This window comes from Pontibacter amylolyticus (assembly GCF_014638845.1).
Classification (GTDB): Bacteria; Bacteroidota; Bacteroidia; order Cytophagales; family Hymenobacteraceae; genus Pontibacter; species Pontibacter amylolyticus.
Genome location: NZ_BMFP01000003.1, coordinates 116,656 through 137,166 on the forward strand (window position 1 = coordinate 116,656; position 20,511 = coordinate 137,166).

The window sequence follows — 20,511 nt, forward strand, 5'->3', positions numbered from 1 at the left end:
CAGGTATAGCAGGGTTTTGTTTACGCTTTGTGCATGCATCTTATTGAGGATAAGGGTATAAAAAATTTTTGTATGTGAGCTGAATCTCCTATATTATGCTTGCGAAATGCACCCAATGTCTAAAACAACAGCATGACCCGCATCTGAACCCGCAACCAAACTCCAACCCCACACCCGCTATGAATGCAACAAACACCTTTGTCACCAAGGTCAGCCCCGCCAGGGAAGCAGACCTGCAGGCCGTGCTGGACCTGGTGCAGCAGCAACGCGCCTTTTTTGCCGGAGGCCATACCTTAGACGTCAGTTTCCGAAAAGGGCAGCTCCAAAAACTGCTGGAGGCTGTGCGCAGCCATGAACAGGAGCTGATTGATGCTATGTACGCCGACTTCCGGAAACCAGCTTTTGAGACGTATACCACTGAGATAGGCTTCGTCGAAAAAGAACTGCAGCTGGTGCTCAAAAATGTCGTGCGCTGGGCCAGGCCAAAGTCGGTGGGCGAAACACTCCTCAACTTCCCGGCCCGCAGCTACATCTACTCACAGCCTTATGGGGTGGCCCTCATCATCGGTCCCTGGAACTACCCGCTGCAACTGGTGCTCAACCCCTTGATCGGCGCCCTGGCGGCTGGCAACTGCGCTATCGTCAAGCCGTCGGAGCTCACGCCTGCCACCTCAGCGGTCATCGCCCGCCTGATCGCCAGGACATTTGATCCGCGTTTAGTTGCCGTGGTGGAAGGGGGCGTGCCCACGACGCAGCACCTGCTGGCCCAGCGCTTCGACTACATCTTTTTTACGGGGAGCACCCAGGTGGGCCGAGTGGTGATGAAGGCAGCCGCCGAACACCTGACACCTGTGACGTTGGAGTTGGGCGGAAAGAGCCCCGTGATCGTGGCTGAAGATGCAGACCTGGGGTTGGCGGCACGGCGCATCGCTTGGGGCAAGTTCATGAACGCCGGCCAGACCTGCGTGGCACCCGACTACCTGCTGGTGCAGGAGCAGGTGAAGGACGAACTGATCGAGCGACTGCGCATCGCCATTCAGGAGTTTTATGGCGACTCGCCCCGGCACAGCCCGGACTTCGCCCGCATCATCAACGACCGGCACTACCAGCGCCTGAGCAGCTACCTGCAGGACGGTATGGTGCGGATCGGCGGGCAGCACGATGCGGAGAGCCGCTTCATCGCCCCCACGGTACTGGACCAGGTAAGCTGGCAACACCCGGTCATGCAGGACGAAATTTTCGGGCCTATCCTGCCGGTGCTCACTTATACCCACCTGGACGAAGCCATCCGGCAAGTGAATGCCAGAGAGAAGCCCCTTGCGCTTTACTTTTTCTCATCGGACAAATGGGAACAACAGCAGGTGCTGGAGCAGGTGCACTTTGGTGGCGGCTGCATCAACGATACCATCTCGCATCTCATCAATCCCAGACTGCCTTTTGGCGGAGTAGGCGAAAGCGGCGTGGGCAGCTACCACGGGCAGGCCAGCTTTGAGCTGTTCTCTAACCAGAAAAGTGTCGTGCACCGCGGTACCTGGCTTGACCTTCCGCTGCGCTACCCGCCCTACGGTAATCGCTTGGCCTTTATAAGGAAGGTGTTCAAATGGCTCTAGGCCAGGGTATAGGTATCCCTTTTTTAACCATGTAGCCGTGCCATGGCGCTTCTCGTATGAAAATATATGGGCCAATTGCCGTATAGGAGTTGTACACCCTCACATACCTGAAACACTATGGAAAACCTGATAGAATACCTGGATGAATCTCTTGTTCCACTGGAGGAAAAAGTAAAAGAGTACCTGCATGTGGAGCGTGACATCCGGCTGCTGGAAGTGGAACTGCTGTCGCTGCAGAGCATGCGGCCCGACTTTGACCCGGAGCAGACGATGGAACAGCATCTAAAAGACGCGCAACCGCAGAACTCGTTGAATGATAAAGAGCAGAAGCTGAAAGATCTGCTCGCAAAGTATAAGGCCCTGCAGCAGGAGGTAATCGGCATGCTGCCTGAGCGGGACAAGTTTGTGGAGCTGAATCTGGGCTATGGACCGAGTATGGTGGGCTATTTTACGGTAGATCCGGAGACCCGCACACCGCTCGAGGAGCCGGTGCTGCGCGTGGTGCACTAATTTCAGTATCTTTGATGCCTTCATCTTTGACGTTCCAGGATTAGGGTTGTCACAGACTAACCAAAATCGTATCCACCTACATGGGTTTACTATTCCTATACCTTATTATTTCACTTGTATTTTCATTTTTATGCTCTCTGCTCGAAGCAGCTTTGCTCAGCATAACGCCCTCGCACGTAAGCATCACCTCGCAGGAGAACCCGACGGTAGGCAAGCACCTGAAGGAATTTAAAGACAACATAGACCGTCCGTTGGCTGCCATACTAACGGTAAACACCTTTGCGCATACCATCGGCGCAGCCGGTGTGGGTGCACAGGCCCAAATCATTTGGGGTGAGGAATACCTCTCGCTTATTTCAGCTATCCTCACAATTATCATCCTTATCCTCTCTGAGATTATACCTAAGACACTGGGCGCTAACTATTGGAGGCAGCTGACGCCCTTCACCGTGACCACGCTGCGCATCATGATCTACTCGCCTTTGTATCCGCTCATCGTGCTTTCCCAGTTTATTACCAAGCGTCTGAAGCGTGACAAGGACAAGAGTGTGCTGAGCCGCGCCGACTTTTCGGCCATGGCGGAAATAGGTATAAAGGAAGGCATTTTTAAGAGAGGCGAGTCCCAGATATTGCGCAATGTACTGCGCTTTAACAAAATTCTGGTGCGCCATGTGATGACACCGAGAACCGTTGTGTACGGTGCGCAGGAAGGCATGCTGATCGTTGATTTTTTCAAGCAGGCGAAAACCCTGCGCTTCTCCCGTATCCCGGTTTACCAAAACAGTCTGGACGATACAGACGGCTATGTGCTGAAGGACGAAGTACTTTCCAAACTGATCGACAACCAGGGCCACCTGCCCCTGAAAAGCATTAAACGCAGTATAGAAGTGGTGACAGAATACATGCCTATACCTGAGCTGTTCAGTCGCCTGATCAAAGAGCAAAACCACATCGCACTGGTTGTGGATGAGTATGGTGGCACGGCTGGCATCGTAACCATGGAGGACATCATCGAAACGCTGTTGGGGATGGAGATCATGGACGAGATGGACAACGTGGAAGATATGCAGAAATGGGCCCGCGAGAACTGGGAGAAACGCGCCAAAGGCATTGGGTTTAAGACAGAGTAAACGGCCATCCTATACCTTTCGGATACCCAAAAAGAAGAACTCCCCGCTGTCTGATCGATAGCGGGGAGTTCTTCTTTTGTGCGGTCAGTCAGTGCTTAATGAAACTGTTCTTCTTCGGTAGAGCCGACCAATGCGGCGGTAGAGGCAGTGCCAGACGTAACAGTGTTCTGGATGGCATCGAAGTAGGCGGTACCGACAAAGGACTGGTGTTTCACCGCCTTGAAGCCATCTTTCACTAAGCCGAACTCCCGCTCCTGCAGCTCGGAGTAACCCGCCATGCCGCGTGCCTTGTAGGCCTTCGCCAACTCGAACATGCTGGTGTTGAGCGCATGGAAACCAGCCAGTGTGATGAACTGGAACTTGTAGCCCATCTTCGCCAACTCTTCCCGGAACGTCTCCATTTCCTTTACACCCAGTTTCGCAGCCCAGTTAAAGGACGGCGAGCAGTTATACGCCAGCAGTTTGCCAGGGAATTCCGCATGGATGGCTTCTGCAAACCGGCGGGCCTGCTCCAGGTCTGGCTTAGACGTTTCCATCCAGATCAGGTCGGCGTAGGGCGCATAGGCCAGGCCGCGGGCTATACCTTGTTCAATGCCGCAATTCACTCTGTAAAAACCCTCGCTGGTACGCTCACCCGGTATGATAAAAGCATGGTCTCGTGGATCGATGTCACTGGTGATCAGGTTGGCGGCATCGGCATCGGTGCGGGCTACTAGCAGTGTCGGCACGCCCATGACGTCTGCTGCCAGTCGTGCGGCTACCAGTTTGTTGATGGCCTCCTGGGTAGGCACCAGCACTTTGCCACCCAGGTGTCCGCACTTTTTGGCGCTTGATAGCTGGTCCTCAAAATGCACTCCGGCAGCCCCTGCCTCGATCATCATTTTCATCAGCTCAAAGGCATTCAGGTTACCACCGAAACCAGCCTCGGCATCGGCCACGATCGGCACCATCCAATCGATTTCCCCCTCACCGGTCACACTCTGTATCTGGTCGGCCCGCAGCAGTGCGTTGTTGATCTTCTTGATCACGTTCGGCACACTGTCGGCTGGGTATAGGCTCTGGTCCGGGTACATGTGCCCGGCCAGGTTGGCGTCGGCCGCCACCTGCCAGCCGCTCAGGTAAATAGCGTTAAGGCCGGCCTGTACCTCCTGCACCGCCTGGTTGCCCGTCATGGCGCCCAGTCCGGCCACGTACTCTTCGGTGTGCAGCTTATGCCACAGTTTCTCCGCCCCGTTGCGGGCCAGGGTATACTCGATTTTAACGGAGCCCTGTAGTTTCACAACTTCATCGGCAGTGTACGGTCTTTTTATACCTGCCCAACGTGGGTTTACCAGCCAGTCCTGCTGGATAGCCTGAATTCTTTCGGTCTTGTTCATGGGAGTTAAAGAGTTTAGGAGTTTGAGAATTTAAGAGTTTAAGAAGTAAGAATTGATAAGTTGGGGGTTTTGGAGTTGAGGAGTTTGGGAATCAGAAATTTGAGTTAGAAGCAAGTGGTGTGGGATTGAAAAAATGAGTCACTTTCGAGCGTCTTCTCTTTTTCCTATAATCTTACATTATTGACTCCTCAACTCTCAAACTCCCCACCTCCCCAAACTTCAATCGATGTACTTATAAGCCGGGAGTGTCAGGAAATCGACGAAACAGGTAGAGAGCACGAGTTCGGAGAAGAGTTGTGAGGCGCGTTCGAAGTGGCAGTTTTTGAACATGGCCAAACCTACTTCCTCTTTGATGTGCTCAGTCTCCTCTTTGATCAGTTGCAGCACGCGCGCTTCTGTGATCGGCTCTCCTTCGGCGGTTTTGGTGCCTTCGTGGTGGAGCCACTGCCATACCTGTGCCCGGGAGATTTCGGCGGTGGCGGCGTCTTCCATCAGGTTGTGGATAGCGGCTGCCCCGGTGCCACAGAGCCAGTTGCCGATGTACAGGATACCCACATTGATGTTGAGTCGCAGCCCCGCCTCTGTGATCTTGCCTCCTTCTATGTTAAAGTTGAGCAGGTCATCAGCTTTTACCTTAACTTCTTCGCGAAGCACTTCTTTCTGGTGCGGTTTCTCACCGAGCATTTTGTCGAAGGCTTCCCGCGCCACCGGAATCAGATCCGGGTGGGCTACCCAGGTGCCGTCAAATCCGTTTCTGGCTTCAAAATCCTTGTCGGCTTTCACTTTTTCAAAGGCAGTCTTATTCACGGCCGGGTCGTGGCGATTAGGGATGAAAGCCGCCATACCACCCATGGCATGTGCGCCGCGCTTGTGGCAGGTTTGTACGAGCAGATCGGTATACGCTTTCATAAAAGGCACCTGCATGGTGATGGCCGTGCGGTCCGGGAAAATCACATCCGGCTGGTTGCGGAATTTCTTGATGGCGCTGAAGATATAGTCCCAGCGGCCGGCGTTCAAGCCGACGATGTGCTCACGCAGCTCGTACAAGATCTCGTCCATCTCGAAAGCCGCCAGAATGGTTTCGATCAGCACAGTCGCCTTAATGGTGCCGACAGGTATAGCCAACGCCTCCTGCGCCGCTACAAACACCTCGTTCCACAAGCGGGCCTCCAGGTGATTCTCCAGTTTGGGCAGGTAGAAATAGGGTCCTGTGCCCCGGGCGATCAGCTCTTTGGCATTGTGGAAGAAGAAAAGTCCGAAGTCGAATAAAGCGGCCGAGATCGGCTTACTGCCGATCACAAGGTGCTTTTCTGTCAGGTGCCAGCCGCGTGGACGAACTTTCAGCAAAGCCACCGTATCTTTGAGTTGATATACCTTGCCATTCTGGTAGGTGATAGTGCGCCGCACTGCATCGTATAGGTTGAGCTGTCCCTGCACCACGTTTTCCCATGTAGGTGAGTTCGCGTCCTCAAAGTCAGCCATGAACACATCAGCCCCGGAGTTCAGCGCATTGATCACCATTTTGCGGTCCACCGGCCCTGTGATCTCCACGCGCCGCATTTGCAGATCGGCAGGTATAGCACCCACTTGCCAGTCTCCTTCCCGAACGGCCCTGGTCTCCTTCAGAAAATCAGGACGCTCACCGGTATCGATCCTCTTCTGCCGCTCCGCTCTTGCTTTCAAAAGCTCCTCTCTTCGAATGTCAAAACGCTCGTGCAACATAACCAGGAAATCCAAGGCTTCGGGTGTCAGAACTTGCTCTATACCTTTAACAGGCAAACCTTTTACTTGGGCTGTACTTTCAACTAACATAACTATAAATTTGAAGTGATGGATTGTAATTTTATCATCTATACGCGAACATTTTATTTTTGGCGAATTTTCGCTAATAATTTTATTTACGTTTTTAGGAAATAATCGCAAAAGCCCGTTTATTAGCATAAAGACCTAGAAAATAAATTTAAATGAGGCTACAGGAAGATGTCATCCGGCTTATACTCGGACTGAAAATCAAACAGTTAAGGTCAGAAAAGAACATCTCACTGACCGACCTGGCCACCAGCACAGGTATATCAGTGTCGTACCTCAATGAGATAGAGAAAGGGAAGAAACACCCCAAGCCCAGCAAGATTGCCGTGATTGCAGATGAACTGGGGGTAACGTACGATTACCTGGTATCCCTACAATTGAGCAAGCGCCTGCAACCAGTCGGAGAACTTCTGCAGTCGAACATTCTGTCCGAACTTCCCTTGGAGCATTTTGGACTCGACATCAGCCGCCTGCTGGACCTGTTTGCCACCGCCCCGGCCAAGCTGAGCGCTTTTGTGAACACCCTGCTGGAAATATCGCGCGCCTTCGACCTGCGGGTAGAGCAGTTCTATTTCTCCGCCCTCCGCTCCTACCAGGAGCTGCACGACAATTACTTCGAGGAACTGGAACTGGAGGTGGAACAGTTCATGGAGGCACACGGCATTAGCCCGGAACTTACCCCTACTTTTGCGCAGTTGGCAGGTATACTGGAGAATGTATTTAACATAATAATAGCAACTGAGGCATTCGATCAGCACTCCGAACTGACCCCGCTCCGTTCTATCCACATACCTGGTGCAGCACCTGTGCTTTTGCTCAACCCGAATCTGACAGAGCAGCAGCGCGCCTTTGCGGTGGCCCGCGAGATTGGCTTTGAGGTGCTGCAGTTGAAACCACGGCCGCACACCTCCACCTGGGTGAAAGTAGGCTCCTTTGAAGAGGTGCTCAACAACTTCAAGGCCTCTTACTTTGCGGGAGCCCTGTTGCTCAACCGCGACCGCCTGGTACAGGACATGCAGAAGTTTTTCGCGCAGCCTACCTGGGAGCCCAACCTGTTGCTGCAGCTCATGGAAAACTACAGCACCTCACCGGAGACGCTCCTGCACCGGCTCACCTCCCTCCTGCCTCGCTTCTTCAGCATCAAGCAACTGTTCTTTCTGCGTTTTCACCACGATGTGGCCTCAAACCACTATTCACTGACCAAAGAGCTGCACCTTTCAGGGCTCCACAACCCGCACGCCTCGTTCCTGAACGAGCACTACTGCCGCCGCTGGATCTCGCTCACGCTTTTCGAGGAAATGGATAGGCAAAAACGGACGGGTCAGCTTGGGCAGCCGCTGGTAGGTATACAGCGCTCCTCTTACATCAACTCGACCAACGAATACCTGGTGCTCGCCCTGGCCCAGCCAACTGAAAGTCTGACCGGTACGATCAGCATCGGCCTGCTGCTCAACGAGAACCTGCGCCGCAAGGTCCGCTTCCTCGACGACCCGGCCATCGTGCACCGCTACGTCAATGAAACCTGCGAGCGCTGCCCCGCCCTCGACTGCCTCGAACGCGCCGCCCCACCTGTGGTTCTGGAAAAGCAGCTGTGGCAGGAGAAGGTGATGCAGACGCTGGAGGGGTTGAAGACTGTCTGAATCAGGATTTTCAGGATTAGAGGATTGACAGGATTCTCGCAGATGCCAGTAGAAGATGCCAAGACCTCGCAGCGTCTCCCAGACCTGCGAGTGTCTAATAGATCTGCCTTCGCCCAAACAGATACAGGTATAGTCGGTGCAGCTGAGTGAGACACTCGCGGGAGCTGCGCACACCGCGAGGTCTGGAGGAACAGCTTGACTGAGTCAGGAGTTAAGAATTTCAGGGACGCTCGTGCACGATTAACATCCCCCTGCCCCCTTCGAAGGGGGACTTTCTGCTACTACTATTTCACAGGTATAGGCGTTGTAGCTAATGTTACACACCACTGTCAGGTATAGCAAGAGTAACTTGCCCCGCTGGCAATGAAACAGATCACCTTTGCCAGGTGCATAAACGACGATTTTGTGTTTGAGCGGTCAGCGAGTTTAAAATCGTCTTGATTTTTTTGCCTATTTTTTTCTTTATCGAGGGCCCCTACCCCCATCAAGGAAAAAAGTAGGGCCCGACCGGCCAGGGCAAGCTATGAAACAACTTAGGTTGCTATACCTGCATAAGCAGTCCCTACAGATTCAGCTATTACAAAAAGAAGCCCATGCGTAGCTAAAACAATATTCATTAAAGGACGAAATCCCATAACGCTTTAAACAGATTTCACCGAAAAACCCTATCTTCGGGATTAGATTCCTCACACTGCCCATGGCCCAGTTTTATTTCAGCCAAACCTCCGTTACGCAGGAGTTTCACGCTCCGCTTTCGCTCTTCGAACTGCACCAGCAGATCCGGGAAGAGCTGGAGTTGGCGTTTCCGGACAGTTACTGGGTGGTGGCGGAGATATCACAAGTCACACCGGACAGACGCAAAGGGCACTGCTACCTCAACCTGGTTGATAAAGGCGATAACCCTCGCGGGGCCATACAGGCGCAGGCCCGGGCTACGATCTGGAGCAGCCGCTTTCAGATGCTGGGGCGCTACTTCGAGGAAAAGACCGGGCAGCCGCTCAAAGCCGGACTCAAGATCCTGTTTCAGGCGCAGGTGCGCTTTCATGAACTCTATGGCTTGAGCCTCGACATTGTCAACATCGACGCCAACTATACCATCGGGGATTTGGCCCGACAGCGGCAGGAAACCCTGAAGCGACTGGAAGCTGAGGGATTGCTCACAGCTAACAAAGAATTGGAAATGCCGCTGGTACCACAGCGACTGGCCATTGTGTCGTCGGCGACGGCGGCGGGCTACCAGGATTTCATCCACCAGCTCGAGCATAACAGCTACGGCTATACCTTCGACACGAGGCTTTTTCCGGCCACGGTGCAGGGCAACGAGGCACCCGCCTCCATTGTTAAAGCCATGGACCTGATTGCCAGGTATAGCCACCTGTTCGACGCCGTCGTGATCATTCGTGGGGGTGGTTCGCAGACAGATCTGGGCTGCTTTGACGATTATAAAGTAGCTGCTGCCATTGGAAACTCCCCGCTACCTGTGATAACAGGTATAGGCCATGAGCGCGACGAAAGTATCTCCGATCTCGTAGCGCATACCCGACAGAAAACACCGACGGCTGTAGCAAATTACCTGCTGGAGAAAGCACTTGCTTTCGAAACGGAGGTAGAAGGGCTGTTCGACAGCATTTACATGTTCGCCGGCCAGCAGCTTCGCCTCACAGCCGATAAATTGGAGCGGCAGAGCCTGAAAATCGCGAACCTGACCAGTAACTTTTTGCAGGAGAACCGGGAGCAGCTGGAGCATTTCTCTAAGAGCCTACTGCTCAAGCCAAAGAACTTCCTCCACAACCAAAAGCTCCTCCTGAGCGACAAAGAACAACTGATACGGGCCAATACCAAGGAACTGCTGCACCTGCGCGGCAAGGAACTAAGCCACCTGACCGTTTGTGTGGAAGGAATAGGTCAGCGCTGGCTGCACATGAAGGAGCAGGACCTGAACAAGCTCGTGCACTGCATTGAGACCGAGGCAAAGGACAAGCACAAGCGAAGTCAGCTGAGCTTTGTGAAATGCAGCGACCGCCTGCAATACAGTGCCCAGAAAAAACTAAGCGCCGATAGCCACCGGCTCGAGCTGCTCGAAATGCGCATACAGGCCAACGACCCGGAGAAGCTTTTGCTGCGTGGCTATACCCTAACGCTGCTCAATGGCAGGATCATCAAGCACATGGGACAGGTGAAAGAGGGAGATGTGATTGAAACGCGCCTGCAGGACGGCAGGGTGCATAGTTTAGTTGTAAACACAGACAAAGATGAATAACAAAGACATAAGTAAAATGACGTACCGCGAGGCCACCCAGGAACTCGAGGAAATCCTGCGGGCCATCGAAAGCGACTCCGTGGATGTGGACGAACTTACCCAGAAAGTGCAGCGCTCTTCCCTGCTAATCAAATTCTGCAAGGACAAGCTGCGCCATGCCGAGAACGCCATTAACCAGGTGTTCAACGAGGAGAACTGCGAAGAGCCGGCATCGAAATCTGAGAAAGGCAACGGAGCGAATGGCACCTTGTTTCAGTAGGTATAGCCGAACTCCCCGTGAAAAAATTTGCCCTCGTTCTGATCATGCTACTGATCGGATTGATCATTTATAACCTCACCAACATTGATTTCTCCGGCTCACTCACTTCTGTGCCTAATCAGCAGGTATACATGCGGTTGGTAGCCAACGTGCTGGTACTTTTATCGCTGGCATACAGTTACCGCAGGTATAGCAAAAGAACGGAAGAAAAGCGCTAAGCCCACCAGGCATCGTTAAAACGAAAAGCCCCGTACTGTTATGCAACAGCCGGGGCTTTTCCTGTTTCACTAAAACCAATCTACTGCAATTCTTTTGGAAGCTTTTTCTGTTTAAGCCCCACCAACCTCGAGAGCAGTTTGCGGGCCTCCTCACAGCTATCCAGGTGGTATTTGGCCACGGAGTGCGAGTTACCGATCTTCACGGTGTAGGCCTCGCGTGGCATCGCTTTGAAAATGTCCTCGTCCCCCCAGTCGTCGCCAATGGCCAGCACAAAGTCGTGCGGGTACATGTTGAGCCAGTACCCGGTTGCCTTGCCTTTGCTCACTTCCTGCGCCTTGATCTCGACAGCCATTTGCCCGTCGAGCACCTGCAAATTGCTGTTGGTGGCCAGGAAATTGAGGTGGCTCACGAGCTCACGGGCACGCAGCTCGCCCAAACCGGTTTCTACGCGGCGGTAGTGCCATACCAGCGAGTACTCTTTCTCTTCAATAAACGAGCCAGGCGTACGGTCCACATACAGGTCCAGGATCAGGCGGATATCGCTCTTCCAGTCGTCGATCAGACTGGTCATGGTCTGCCAGCCGGTGCCGCGCTGCTTGATCCAGACACCGTGCTCGGCTATCAGGTCAATGTTCAGATGCCCCAGCCAGCGCTGCATATTGTCTTTCTCGCGGCTGCTGATCACCACTACCCGGTTTTTGGGATTGCTGTTCAGCATCTGTAAAAGTTCCAGCAGGTCTTCGTCAGGGGCAGCCATGAGCGGACGGTTATGATAATCGACCAACGCACCGTCGTACTCCAGGAAGAACAGGCGGGAACTGGCCTCATCGTATGAGTTGCTGAGTTCCTGGTATGTCGCTTCGTCGAGGTAGGTGGTGGCCATGGAAAGCTGCTTGATCTTCACATAAGAGAGGCGGTCCATGAACATGCTCACCCAATGGTGGATGTTATACCTGCGCAGCGATTCCTGCATGTGCTGCATGTGCTGCTTCTGAATGTCTTCGGGCATGGTGAGGGCCGTGTGCAACGTCTCCACCATCTGATTAATGTCATTCGGATTGATCAACAGCGCCTCTGAAAGCTCTTTGGAAGCACCTGCCATTTCGCTCAGGATCAGCACGCCGGTCTGGTCGAGCTTGCTGGCCACGTACTCCTTGCAGACCAGGTTCATGCCATCGCGCATGGGGGTAACCAGCGCCACATCGGCCATTCGGTAGAAGGCGGACAACGTTTCGAGCGGATACGAGCGGTAGAAGTACTGGATCGGGTTCCAGTTCATGTGGCTGTACTTGCCGTTGATGCGGCCCACCAGCTCGTCCACTGCCTCTTTCAACTCCTTGTATTTCTCCACCGCGTCACGCGAGGGCACCACCAGCATCACCAGGGTCACTTTTTCATGAAACTCCGGGTAGCGCTCCAGAAAGAGCTCAAAGGCCTGCAAGCGTTGCGGTATACCTTTGGAGTAGTCGAGCCGGTCGATTGAAAGCACTATCTTCTTGGAGTGCAGGTTGTTGCGGTACATCTTTTCCCGCTTCATTACCTCCTCACTGGCAGCCGTCTGCTCATACTTTTCATAATCGATCCCCATCGGGAAAGAGTCAACGAGCAGGGAGCGGTTGCCGGTGTTGATCCAGCCATGCGTGCTGCCGTGGCCCACCAGGCGGTTGACCGAGCTGAGGAAGTGGCGCATGTCGTCGTAGGTATGGAAGCCGATCAGGTCGGAACCCAGCATACCTTCCAGCAGCTCCTTGCGCCAGGGCAGGAGGCGGAACACTTCGTAGGATGGGAACGGGATGTGCTGAAAGAAACCGATGGTGCTCTCCGGCAACTTTTCGCGCAGCATGGAAGGCAGTAGCAGTAACTGGTAATCGTGCACCCAGATCGTGTCGTCGGGCTCCGCCACTTTCATCAACTCATCGCAGTACTTCTGGTTTACCTCTACGTACGTCTCCCAGAGCTGGTGCTCATAAATGGCGTACTGACTGAAATAGTGGAAAGTAGGCCACAGCGTTTCGTTGCTGAAGCCCTCGTAAAACTCTTTTATTTCTTTCTCGGACAAAAAGACCGGATGCATGTTCTGCCCGTTCAGGTTGTCAGTGATCTGCTGTTGCTGCGACTCATCTTCAACCACCATGCCCGGCCAGCCAACCCACAGGTTGTTCTTCTTTTTGTAGATGGAGCCTAGTCCGGTAGCGAGGCCTCCCTCACTTGGTTTAAAATCAAGCCGGCCCTCACTTTCCTGTAGTTTTACAGGGAGCCGGTTTGATACAATAATCAATTTCGCCATGCGATTACACCTTATGTCTGGCATCTGCAGCAGCCAACCCAGGGTGTGAGCCAGCTGCATTCAGGGTCCGGATTTTGAAAAATATGCTTTGTTAAAAAAATTATGACACAAGCATCCTTTATAGCATACGGAGAAAATTGAGCGCACGTTTTGGCTATATAGTAAAATTAATATGAAATAAATTCCCTTCCTGACACTGAAGTATTTACTTCAAAGCGAAGCTTCCTTCAGCCCATAGAGCATACCTGGCGTTATGTTACCATATTCGCCAAATACTTAGTATCTTTATTTGTGAGCCCCGCCCGGAGGCTTTGCATGAAGCCCGGGCCACTGCCGATTAGAAAACTATTTCTGGTCGTTGGCAGTAACAGCTTACACATTAGCCAAAGAACAAAGCACCCCATGGATTACTTTAAAGGAATTGACCCAGAAATCGTCAATTGGGTCATTATACCTGCCCTTATATTTTTTGCCCGCATTATGGATGTGACGCTGGGAACCCTCCGCATCGTCTTCATCTCGAAAGGTGACAAGACCATCGCCCCGCTGCTGGGTTTTGTGGAAGTACTGATCTGGCTCGTCGCCATTACGCAGGTGATGCAGAACCTCAACAACGTTGCCTCCTACTTTGCCTGGGCGGCCGGTTTTGCCGCAGGCAACTTTCTGGGCCTGCGCATCGAACAGTTGCTGGCGCTGGGCCAGGTGGTGGTGCGGGTGATTACGGTAGATTCAGGCGACGAGCTCATCAGTCGCCTGACCAACAGGGGTTACCGCCTCACCGCGCTGGATGCCAAAGGCTCACGTGGCAAAGTGAACCTGCTTTTCATGATCGTGAAGCGCAAGAAAATGACAGAGGTCATCGACATCATCCGCGACTACAACCCCAACGCTTTTTACTCCATCGAAGACGTACGCTCGGTTGCGGACACAGACCTCCCCAGCGAAGAGGGCGAACGCAAAAGAAGTTTCACCAAGTTTCTGCCGCTGAGGAAGGGGAAGTGACAGCTGGGTGAGTCGGGGTTTACAGGATTCACAAAATTCTCCGGTACGATTGTGCCCATCCCTATCAGGAGGAGGATTGTCTGAATCAGGATTTGCAGAATTTAAGAATTTTCAGGATTCTTGTGCACGATTGACACACCCCTGCCCCTCTCAAGAGCGGATTTTAGGCATTGTCAACTCACAGGTGTCAGCACTGAGGTAAAGGTATACCTGTGAACACCGTCATCCCCCTGCCCCTTCGAAGGGGGACTTTTCTGTAGCTGCTAATTTGCAGGTATAAGCGTTGTAGTTTCAGTAGTTCCTTTGCAATACCGGGTCCAACCACCCCTAACCCCTCCTTGTCTAAGGCGGGGAATCTGTAACTACTACTTTACAGGTATAAGTTTTGTAGCACAGACCACTGGCAGGTATAGCAAGACTAACTTGCCCCGGAGGCTATGAAACAAATAGCATTAGCCAGGTGCACTTATCGGCGCTCCACTGTTCGAGCGTTCAGCGAGTTTGGAGCGTCTTGATTTTTTTGCTTACTTTTTTCATCAAGGAAAAAAGTGAGGCCCGCCCGGCCAGGGCAAGCTACAGGGCAAAGCAGGTTGCTATACCTATAAGCGCTGCTACGCCAGTTGCAAACTGGTATCAAACTCAATATAAAACAGTGATTTAAAGAAAAAAAGAGCGTCTGTCCAAAATCGGACAGACGCTCTTTTCTTTTATCAAAAATTAACCAAAAATCGCTACACAGGCTGGTACTTAAAATACACCACCGCCATAGGCGGCAACTTCAGGATAATGGAGTAGTCATGCCCGTGGAAGGAGTCAGGTATAGCCTGCAGGGTACCGTGGTTATGGAAGTTACTGCCACCAAAAAGACTGTCATCGCTGTTGAACACCTCAATCCAGTTACCACCCGTGGGCACGCCCAGGCGGTAATTGTCGTGTACGCCTGGCGTGAAATTGCAAACGACCAGCAACTGCTCTTCCGGCCGCTCCCCTTTGCGCAGGAAACTGATCACGCTGTTGTGGGCATCGTTAAAGTCAATCCACTCAAATCCTGCCGGGTCAAACGCTTTGCCGTATAACGCTGGCTCTTCCCGGTAAGTATGGTTCAGTGCGCGAATGAGTTTCTGTATACCGGCATGGTAGCCGTAGTCCAGCAAGTGCCAGTCCAGACTGCTGTCGTGGTTCCACTCGGTGCTTTGGGCTAGTTCGGCGCCCATGAACAGGAGCTTGGCACCCGGGTGGGCGTACATATAGGTATAGAGCGCCCGCAGGTTGGCAAAAGCCTGCCACTCGTCACCCGGCATTTTGCGGATCAGGGAGCCCTTGCCGTGCACGACCTCATCGTGTGAGAGCGGCAGCATAAAGCGCTCACTGAACGCATAGATGATGCTGAACGTGATATCGCCCTGGTGATGCCTGCGGTAGATCGGGTCTTTGGAGAAATACGTAAGCGTGTCGTGCATCCAGCCCATCATCCACTTCATGTCGAAGCCCAGACCACCGTCTGCTACCTTGCCCGTCACCTGCGGCCAGGCCGTGGACTCTTCTGCAATCGTCAGCGTTTCAGGGAACTGCGTATGCACAGCTTCATTGAAGTCTTTTAGCAAAGAAATCGCCTCCAGGTTCTCCCGCCCGCCAAACTCGTTGGGAATCCACTCGCCCTGCTTGCGGCTGTAGTCCAGGTATAGCATCGAGGCGACGGCGTCTACGCGCAGGCCATCCACATGGTACTTATCGAGCCAGAACAAAGCATTGCTGATCAGGAAAGAGCGTACCTCGTTGCGACCGTAGTTGAAAATGTAGCTGTTCCAGTCCGGGTGGTAGCCCTTGCGCGGGTCGGCGTGTTCGAACAGGTGTGTGCCGTCGAAATAGGCCAGCCCGTGCTCATCGGAAGGAAAATGCGAAGGCACCCAGTCCATGATCACGCCAATGCCCTCGCGGTGCAGGGCATCGATCAGGCACATCAGGTCTTCGGGCGAACCGTAGAGACTGGCGGCTGCAAAATAACCCGTGATCTGGTAGCCCCAGGAACCGCTGAAGGGATGGAACATCACCGGCATAAACTCCACGTGCGTAAAGCCCAGATCCTTGACATAGGCAGGCAGTTCCTCGGCCAGCTCGCGGTAGGTCAGCGGCCGGTTGTTGTCTTCGGGCTTGCGGCGCCAGGAACCCACATGCAGTTCGTACACGGAGTAGGGCTGCGGCTGGCCATGGCGCGCCTTGCGTTGCGCCAGCCAGTCCTGGTCCTGCCAGGTATGGTGCAGCTCGTGTACCACCGAAGCAGTCTGCGGCGGTTTTTCGCGGCGCAATGCAAAGGGGTCGCTCTTCTCGACATGGTACATGTGGTAGCGCGAGCGGATGTGGTACTTATAGAGCATACCTGCCTGCACATCGGGTATAAAGCCTTCCCATATGCCGGAGTTATCACCTCTTGCTTGCAGCTGGTGACTCTCGCGGTTCCAGGAGTTGAAATCGCCCATCACGGATACCTGCTCGGCATTCGGAGCCCACACGGCAAAGTAGGCGCCTTTCATACCCTGTCGTTCCATCAGGTGCGAACCCAGCTTTTCGTATAGGTTGAAGTGGCGGCCTTCGCGGAACAGGTATACATCGAACTCGGACAGTCGGCTGATGTCGTAGTAGACCGGTCCGGTTTGCTCCTGACGTGGCTGCTCCACCACCGGAGCAGGGGTGGTCGACAGACCTACCTCCTGTGCTTCCTGCTGCAGCGTTGCGGACTTGGCCGATCTGCCCCGCTTCGGTTTCATTTCACCTGGCACGGCAGTAGGTTCCGCTGACGTGGCCTGGACTGCACGCCCCCGCTTTGGCTTCACCATCATTTCCTGGGCTGCACTTTCCGTTGCGGGGCTGTCCGTTTTGCGCGGCCTGCCCCTTTTGGTCTGCGCCGCAGCAAGACCAGACTGCACCTCCACAGTGGCTGCACCTTCGGCCTTGTTGCTTTTCTTTCTGCCCCCGGCTTTGTTCGGCTGCATGTTTTCGTTCAAAGCCGGACCGTTACCGGTTTCTATACCTGTCAGCGGGTTCTGTTGTGTGTTTTCCTCTTCCTTCTTCTTAGCCATTCTGATATTTCCTCATGATGTACTTGATGCCCCTGATCGGGATGAGCACCCAATCCGGACGGTTATTCAGTTCATAGCCCAGCTCGTAGATCGCCTTCTCCAACAGGTAGGTCTCCATCAGCACCTGTATGTCTTCTTCGTTTGCCGGCACCACGCCCGAGCCCTTGGCTATACCCAGGTAGGTATGCATAAAGAAACCGCTTGCGTAGTGGTACCATTGCTCGGCCCATTGCTCCAGGTAGTCGCCGTCTTCTTTGCGGAAACTGTCCTGCTGGAACAATGCATTGTAAGCAGCATAGTGGAACGAGCGGATCATACCGGCCACATCGCGCAGTGGGGAGCGTTTCAGTCGGCGCTCACTGAACGAGCGGGCCGGCTCCCCTTCGAAGTCGATGATGGTGAAGTCGCGGCCTGTAAACAGCACCTGCCCCAGGTGGTAGTCGCCGTGGGTCCGGATCTTCATGGTGTCGATCTTGCGGCGGAAGATCATCTTGAGCCGTTCCAGCACTTGCTGGCGCATTTGCAGCACTTCCTCTGCCTCCGCCCGCACGCTCTCCGGCAGGTTGGGCAGGTGCTTGCGCAGGCTGTCGAAATTGCTGCGCACCAGAGAGGTGAGCGACGAGTAAAGGGAGCGCTGGTAATGGAGCGAAAACTCCTCCGGCGAAAAGTCTTTGGAATCGGTGATGTCGGCCAGTGCCAGGTGCATTTCAGCCGTGCGCTGCCCCAGTAGCTCGATACGCTCCACAGAGGCTCCCCCTAATTGCAACTGCATGTGCTCCGGCGCTTCCGCGAACGGAACGGGCCGTGCCAATGTGCCATTCGTGTCAGACAGCGGCTCCCGGTCTTTGTGGGTTTGCAGTCGCTCAAAGAATCGCTTCAGCGAATCTTCCATGTAAGTCCACGCATCGCCCTGGTTTGGCACCAGTTCCTGCAGCATCACGAGCACCATCGGTGGTTTGCCTTCTTCCTCGTGCTCCACCGAACCCAGGTACATCGGCACGTTCGGAAACTCCTTGTCGGTCAACGTTTGCACAATCTCCACATCCGGGTTCAGGGTACGGTCAAGCTTGCGGTATACTTTCAGGAAGAACTGGTTTTCATACAACACCGAGGTATTGCTCTGCTCCGCCCCCAGTATTTTGGAAGACAGCGTATGGCCTGTTTCTTTAATTTTGCTGGCAATGCTGCGGCTTCCGGTACCTATCACTTCGGCGCCGTCTACTTTAATGCTCCTGCGCTTGGCCATCAGGTTGAGCAATAGCTGGCGGTAGTCCTCAGAGTAAACCGCATCGTACAGAATGCCCTCTTTGCCGTCCATGGTCACGCGGGCGATCACGCTGTTGGGCTGCGTGGCAATCAGCTCCTCTTCCTGCTCACTGCTGGCAAAAGCGATCGGCAACTGGTACAGTTCGGGCAGCCCTTCGTTGTAGCTCACTTCGATGAACAGCAGCGAAGCGGCAAATCGACCTGCTACCATCGGCGTGTTGTTCACCACCTGCATGCGCTGTATCGTGCGGGCTTTGCCCCCGAACCAGCGACGGTTCATCACGTAAGGCGGCAGCACCTTGCTCTCGAGTGTTTTGAGCGCACGGGAAGGTATAGGCTGACTGAGTGGCGGCAGCTGCATGGCTGGTTTTTTCATGTCGAGCCCTTCGCGGCCACTCACTTCCTGCGGTTGCAGTTCGAACCAGTAGTAGCCGTGCGCGCCCATCGTGAGCACGTAACTGTCCTCCTTTATCTGCGGAAATTTGTTCTTGCTGAACACCTCTACCGGCACATAGCCTCTGAACTCGGGCAGGTCCAGCTCCACCGCCTCCGGGAAGCGCGACAGGTTAGCGATCACGAGTATGTTTTCGTCCTGGTATGAGCGCACGAAGGCCAGCACCTTCGCGTTAGCCGGATTCAGGAAACGGATCTCACCACGACCGAAGGCCTTGTAACGCTTGCGCATGTTGATGATGCGCCGCATCCACCAGAGCAGGGAGTTGGCGTTGTGCTGCTGCGTATCCACATTCACCGACTCGTATTTGTACTCCGGATCGATGATCACGGGCAGGTATAGCTTCTGTGGATTGGCCGTCGAGAAGCCCGCGTTGCGGTTGTCGTTCCACTGCATGGGCGTGCGCACCCCGTCGCGGTCGCCGAGGTAGTAGTTGTCGCCCATCCCGATCTCGTCGCCGTAGTACACCACCGGCGTGCCGCGCATCGAGAACAGGAGCACGTTCATCAACTCTATCTTCGCCCGGTCGTTGCCCAGCAGCGGGGCCAGGCGGTGGCGTATACCCAGGTTGATTTTGGCCAGCGGGTCGCGGGTGTATACCTTGTACATGTAGTCGCGCTCCTCGTCGGTCACCATTTCGAGCGTCAGTTCGTCGTGGTTGCGCAGGAACATGGCCCACTGGCAGGTTTCCGGTATGGCGGGTGTCTGGTCGAAAATGTCGATGATCGGGTAACGGTCCTCCATCTTCACGGACATGAACAGGCGCGGCATGATCGGGAAGTGGTAGTTCATGTGGCACTCGTCGCCGTTGCCGAAATACGAAGCCGAGTCCTCCGGCCACATGTTCGCCTCCGCCAGCAGCAGTTTTCCGGTATACTTGCTGTCCACGTGGGCGCGCAGCTTTTTCAGGAAATCGTGGGTTTCGGGCAGGTTCTCGCAGTTGGTGCCATCGCGCTCAAACAGGTAGGGCACGGCATCCAGACGGAAGCCGTCCACGCCCATGTCGAACCAGTAATCGAGCATCTTGAACACTTCCTGCTGCACGTCCGGGTTGTCGAAGTTCAGGTCGGGCTGGTGGTGGAAGAAACGGTGCCAGTAGTACTGCCCGGCCACCGGGTCCCAGGTCCAGTTGCTCGGTTCGTAATCGGTGAAGATGATGCGCACGTCCTTGTACTGCTTCGGATCGTCGGTCCAGACGTAGTAGTTGCGGTACTTGGAGCCTTTCTTAGCGCGACGCGCCCGCTGGAACCAGGGGTGCTGATCAGAACTGTGGTTGATAACCAGCTCGGTGATCACCTTCAGCCCACGGCGGTGCGCCTCTTTCACAAACAGCTTGAAATCCTGCATGTTGCCATAGCTCGGGTTGATGCTGTAGTAATCGGCGATGTCGTAGCCGTCGTCTTTGAGGGGCGACGGGTAGAAAGGCAAGAGCCAGATTGCCGTTACGCCCAGTTCTTCCAGGTAGTCGAGCTTCTGCATCAGGCCTTTAAAGTCGCCGATGCCGTCGCCGTTGCCATCCATAAAGGCTTTGATGTGCAACTCGTAAATGATGGCGTCTTTGTACCAGTGAATGTTGTCGTCGAGAAGGGTGTTGTCCTCTGCCATATTTTTT

The 20,511-nt window shown here is 54.1% G+C and carries 13 protein-coding genes; 8 read left to right on the forward strand and 5 right to left on the reverse strand.

Features of this window, described 5'->3' with window-relative positions; all coding sequences use genetic code 11:
* Nucleotides 1–179: 179 nt before the first annotated feature.
* The 3 genes from IEV97_RS08680 to IEV97_RS08690 all read left to right on the forward strand — a co-directional run bounded on the left by IEV97_RS08680 (nucleotide 180) and on the right by IEV97_RS08690 (nucleotide 3,250).
* On the forward strand, nucleotides 180–1,610 hold the full coding sequence (locus IEV97_RS08680; RefSeq protein ID WP_188501131.1) for an aldehyde dehydrogenase: 1,431 nt from the start codon (nucleotides 180–182) through the stop codon (nucleotides 1,608–1,610).
* A 117-nt stretch (nucleotides 1,611–1,727) separates the two neighbouring features.
* Nucleotides 1,728–2,120, forward strand: a complete 393-nt coding sequence (locus tag IEV97_RS08685) for a hypothetical protein (protein ID WP_188501132.1) — start codon at nucleotides 1,728–1,730, stop codon at nucleotides 2,118–2,120.
* A gap of 80 nt (nucleotides 2,121–2,200) precedes the next feature.
* Nucleotides 2,201–3,250, forward strand: a complete 1,050-nt coding sequence (locus tag IEV97_RS08690) for a CNNM domain-containing protein (RefSeq protein WP_188501133.1) — start codon at nucleotides 2,201–2,203, stop codon at nucleotides 3,248–3,250.
* Nucleotides 3,251–3,345: 95 nt separating this feature from the next.
* Here the strand turns inward: IEV97_RS08690 and aceA are convergent, their stop codons facing one another.
* The gene (gene aceA, locus IEV97_RS08695) at nucleotides 3,346–4,626 is read right to left on the reverse strand and encodes an isocitrate lyase (protein ID WP_188501134.1); all 1,281 of its coding nucleotides are present in this window, start codon (nucleotides 4,624–4,626) and stop codon (nucleotides 3,346–3,348) included.
* A 219-nt stretch (nucleotides 4,627–4,845) separates the two neighbouring features.
* Entirely contained in the window at nucleotides 4,846–6,438 is a 1,593-nt protein-coding gene (gene aceB / locus IEV97_RS08700; protein ID WP_188501135.1) for a malate synthase A, read from the reverse strand.
* 152 nt (nucleotides 6,439–6,590) lie between these two features.
* On the opposite strand from aceB, the gene IEV97_RS08705 reads away from it, so the two are divergent.
* From IEV97_RS08705 to IEV97_RS08720, 4 genes are all read left to right on the forward strand, one after another.
* Complete coding sequence (locus IEV97_RS08705; protein ID WP_188501136.1) at nucleotides 6,591–8,075, forward strand: helix-turn-helix domain-containing protein; 1,485 nt, start codon at nucleotides 6,591–6,593, stop codon at nucleotides 8,073–8,075.
* A gap of 697 nt (nucleotides 8,076–8,772) precedes the next feature.
* Nucleotides 8,773–10,335 (forward strand): exodeoxyribonuclease VII large subunit, encoded by a 1,563-nt coding sequence (xseA, locus tag IEV97_RS08710; protein WP_188501137.1) that lies wholly within the window; start codon nucleotides 8,773–8,775, stop codon nucleotides 10,333–10,335.
* Nucleotides 10,328–10,594 carry an exodeoxyribonuclease VII small subunit gene (xseB, locus tag IEV97_RS08715; protein WP_188501138.1) on the forward strand — a complete coding sequence of 89 codons (267 nt, stop codon included), beginning with the start codon at nucleotides 10,328–10,330 and terminating at the stop codon, nucleotides 10,592–10,594. Before xseA ends, xseB begins: the two co-directional genes overlap by 8 nt.
* Nucleotides 10,595–10,611: 17 nt before the next feature.
* Nucleotides 10,612–10,812 carry a hypothetical protein gene (locus tag IEV97_RS08720; RefSeq protein WP_188501139.1) on the forward strand — a complete coding sequence of 67 codons (201 nt, stop codon included), beginning with the start codon at nucleotides 10,612–10,614 and terminating at the stop codon, nucleotides 10,810–10,812.
* An 80-nt stretch (nucleotides 10,813–10,892) separates the two neighbouring features.
* On the opposite strand, the gene IEV97_RS08725 is transcribed toward IEV97_RS08720, so the two are convergent.
* Nucleotides 10,893–13,100, reverse strand: a complete 2,208-nt coding sequence (locus IEV97_RS08725) for a bifunctional alpha,alpha-trehalose-phosphate synthase (UDP-forming)/trehalose-phosphatase (RefSeq protein WP_188501140.1) — start codon at nucleotides 13,098–13,100, stop codon at nucleotides 10,893–10,895.
* A gap of 402 nt (nucleotides 13,101–13,502) precedes the next feature.
* Here IEV97_RS08725 and IEV97_RS08730 point away from each other — a divergent pair, with 402 nt between their 5' ends.
* Nucleotides 13,503–14,102 carry a DUF2179 domain-containing protein gene (locus IEV97_RS08730; RefSeq protein WP_188501141.1) on the forward strand — a complete coding sequence of 200 codons (600 nt, stop codon included), beginning with the start codon at nucleotides 13,503–13,505 and terminating at the stop codon, nucleotides 14,100–14,102.
* Between the two features lie 731 nt (nucleotides 14,103–14,833).
* Here IEV97_RS08730 and glgB read toward each other — a convergent pair.
* Both glgB and treS read right to left on the reverse strand, forming a co-directional pair.
* Nucleotides 14,834–17,179 carry a 1,4-alpha-glucan branching protein GlgB gene (glgB, locus tag IEV97_RS08735; RefSeq protein ID WP_188501142.1) on the reverse strand — a complete coding sequence of 782 codons (2,346 nt, stop codon included), beginning with the start codon at nucleotides 17,177–17,179 and terminating at the stop codon, nucleotides 14,834–14,836.
* Nucleotides 17,172–20,504, reverse strand: a complete 3,333-nt coding sequence (gene treS / locus IEV97_RS08740) for a maltose alpha-D-glucosyltransferase (protein ID WP_188501143.1) — start codon at nucleotides 20,502–20,504, stop codon at nucleotides 17,172–17,174. The genes glgB and treS overlap by 8 nt, the downstream gene beginning before the upstream one ends.
* Nucleotides 20,505–20,511 lie beyond the last annotated feature (7 nt).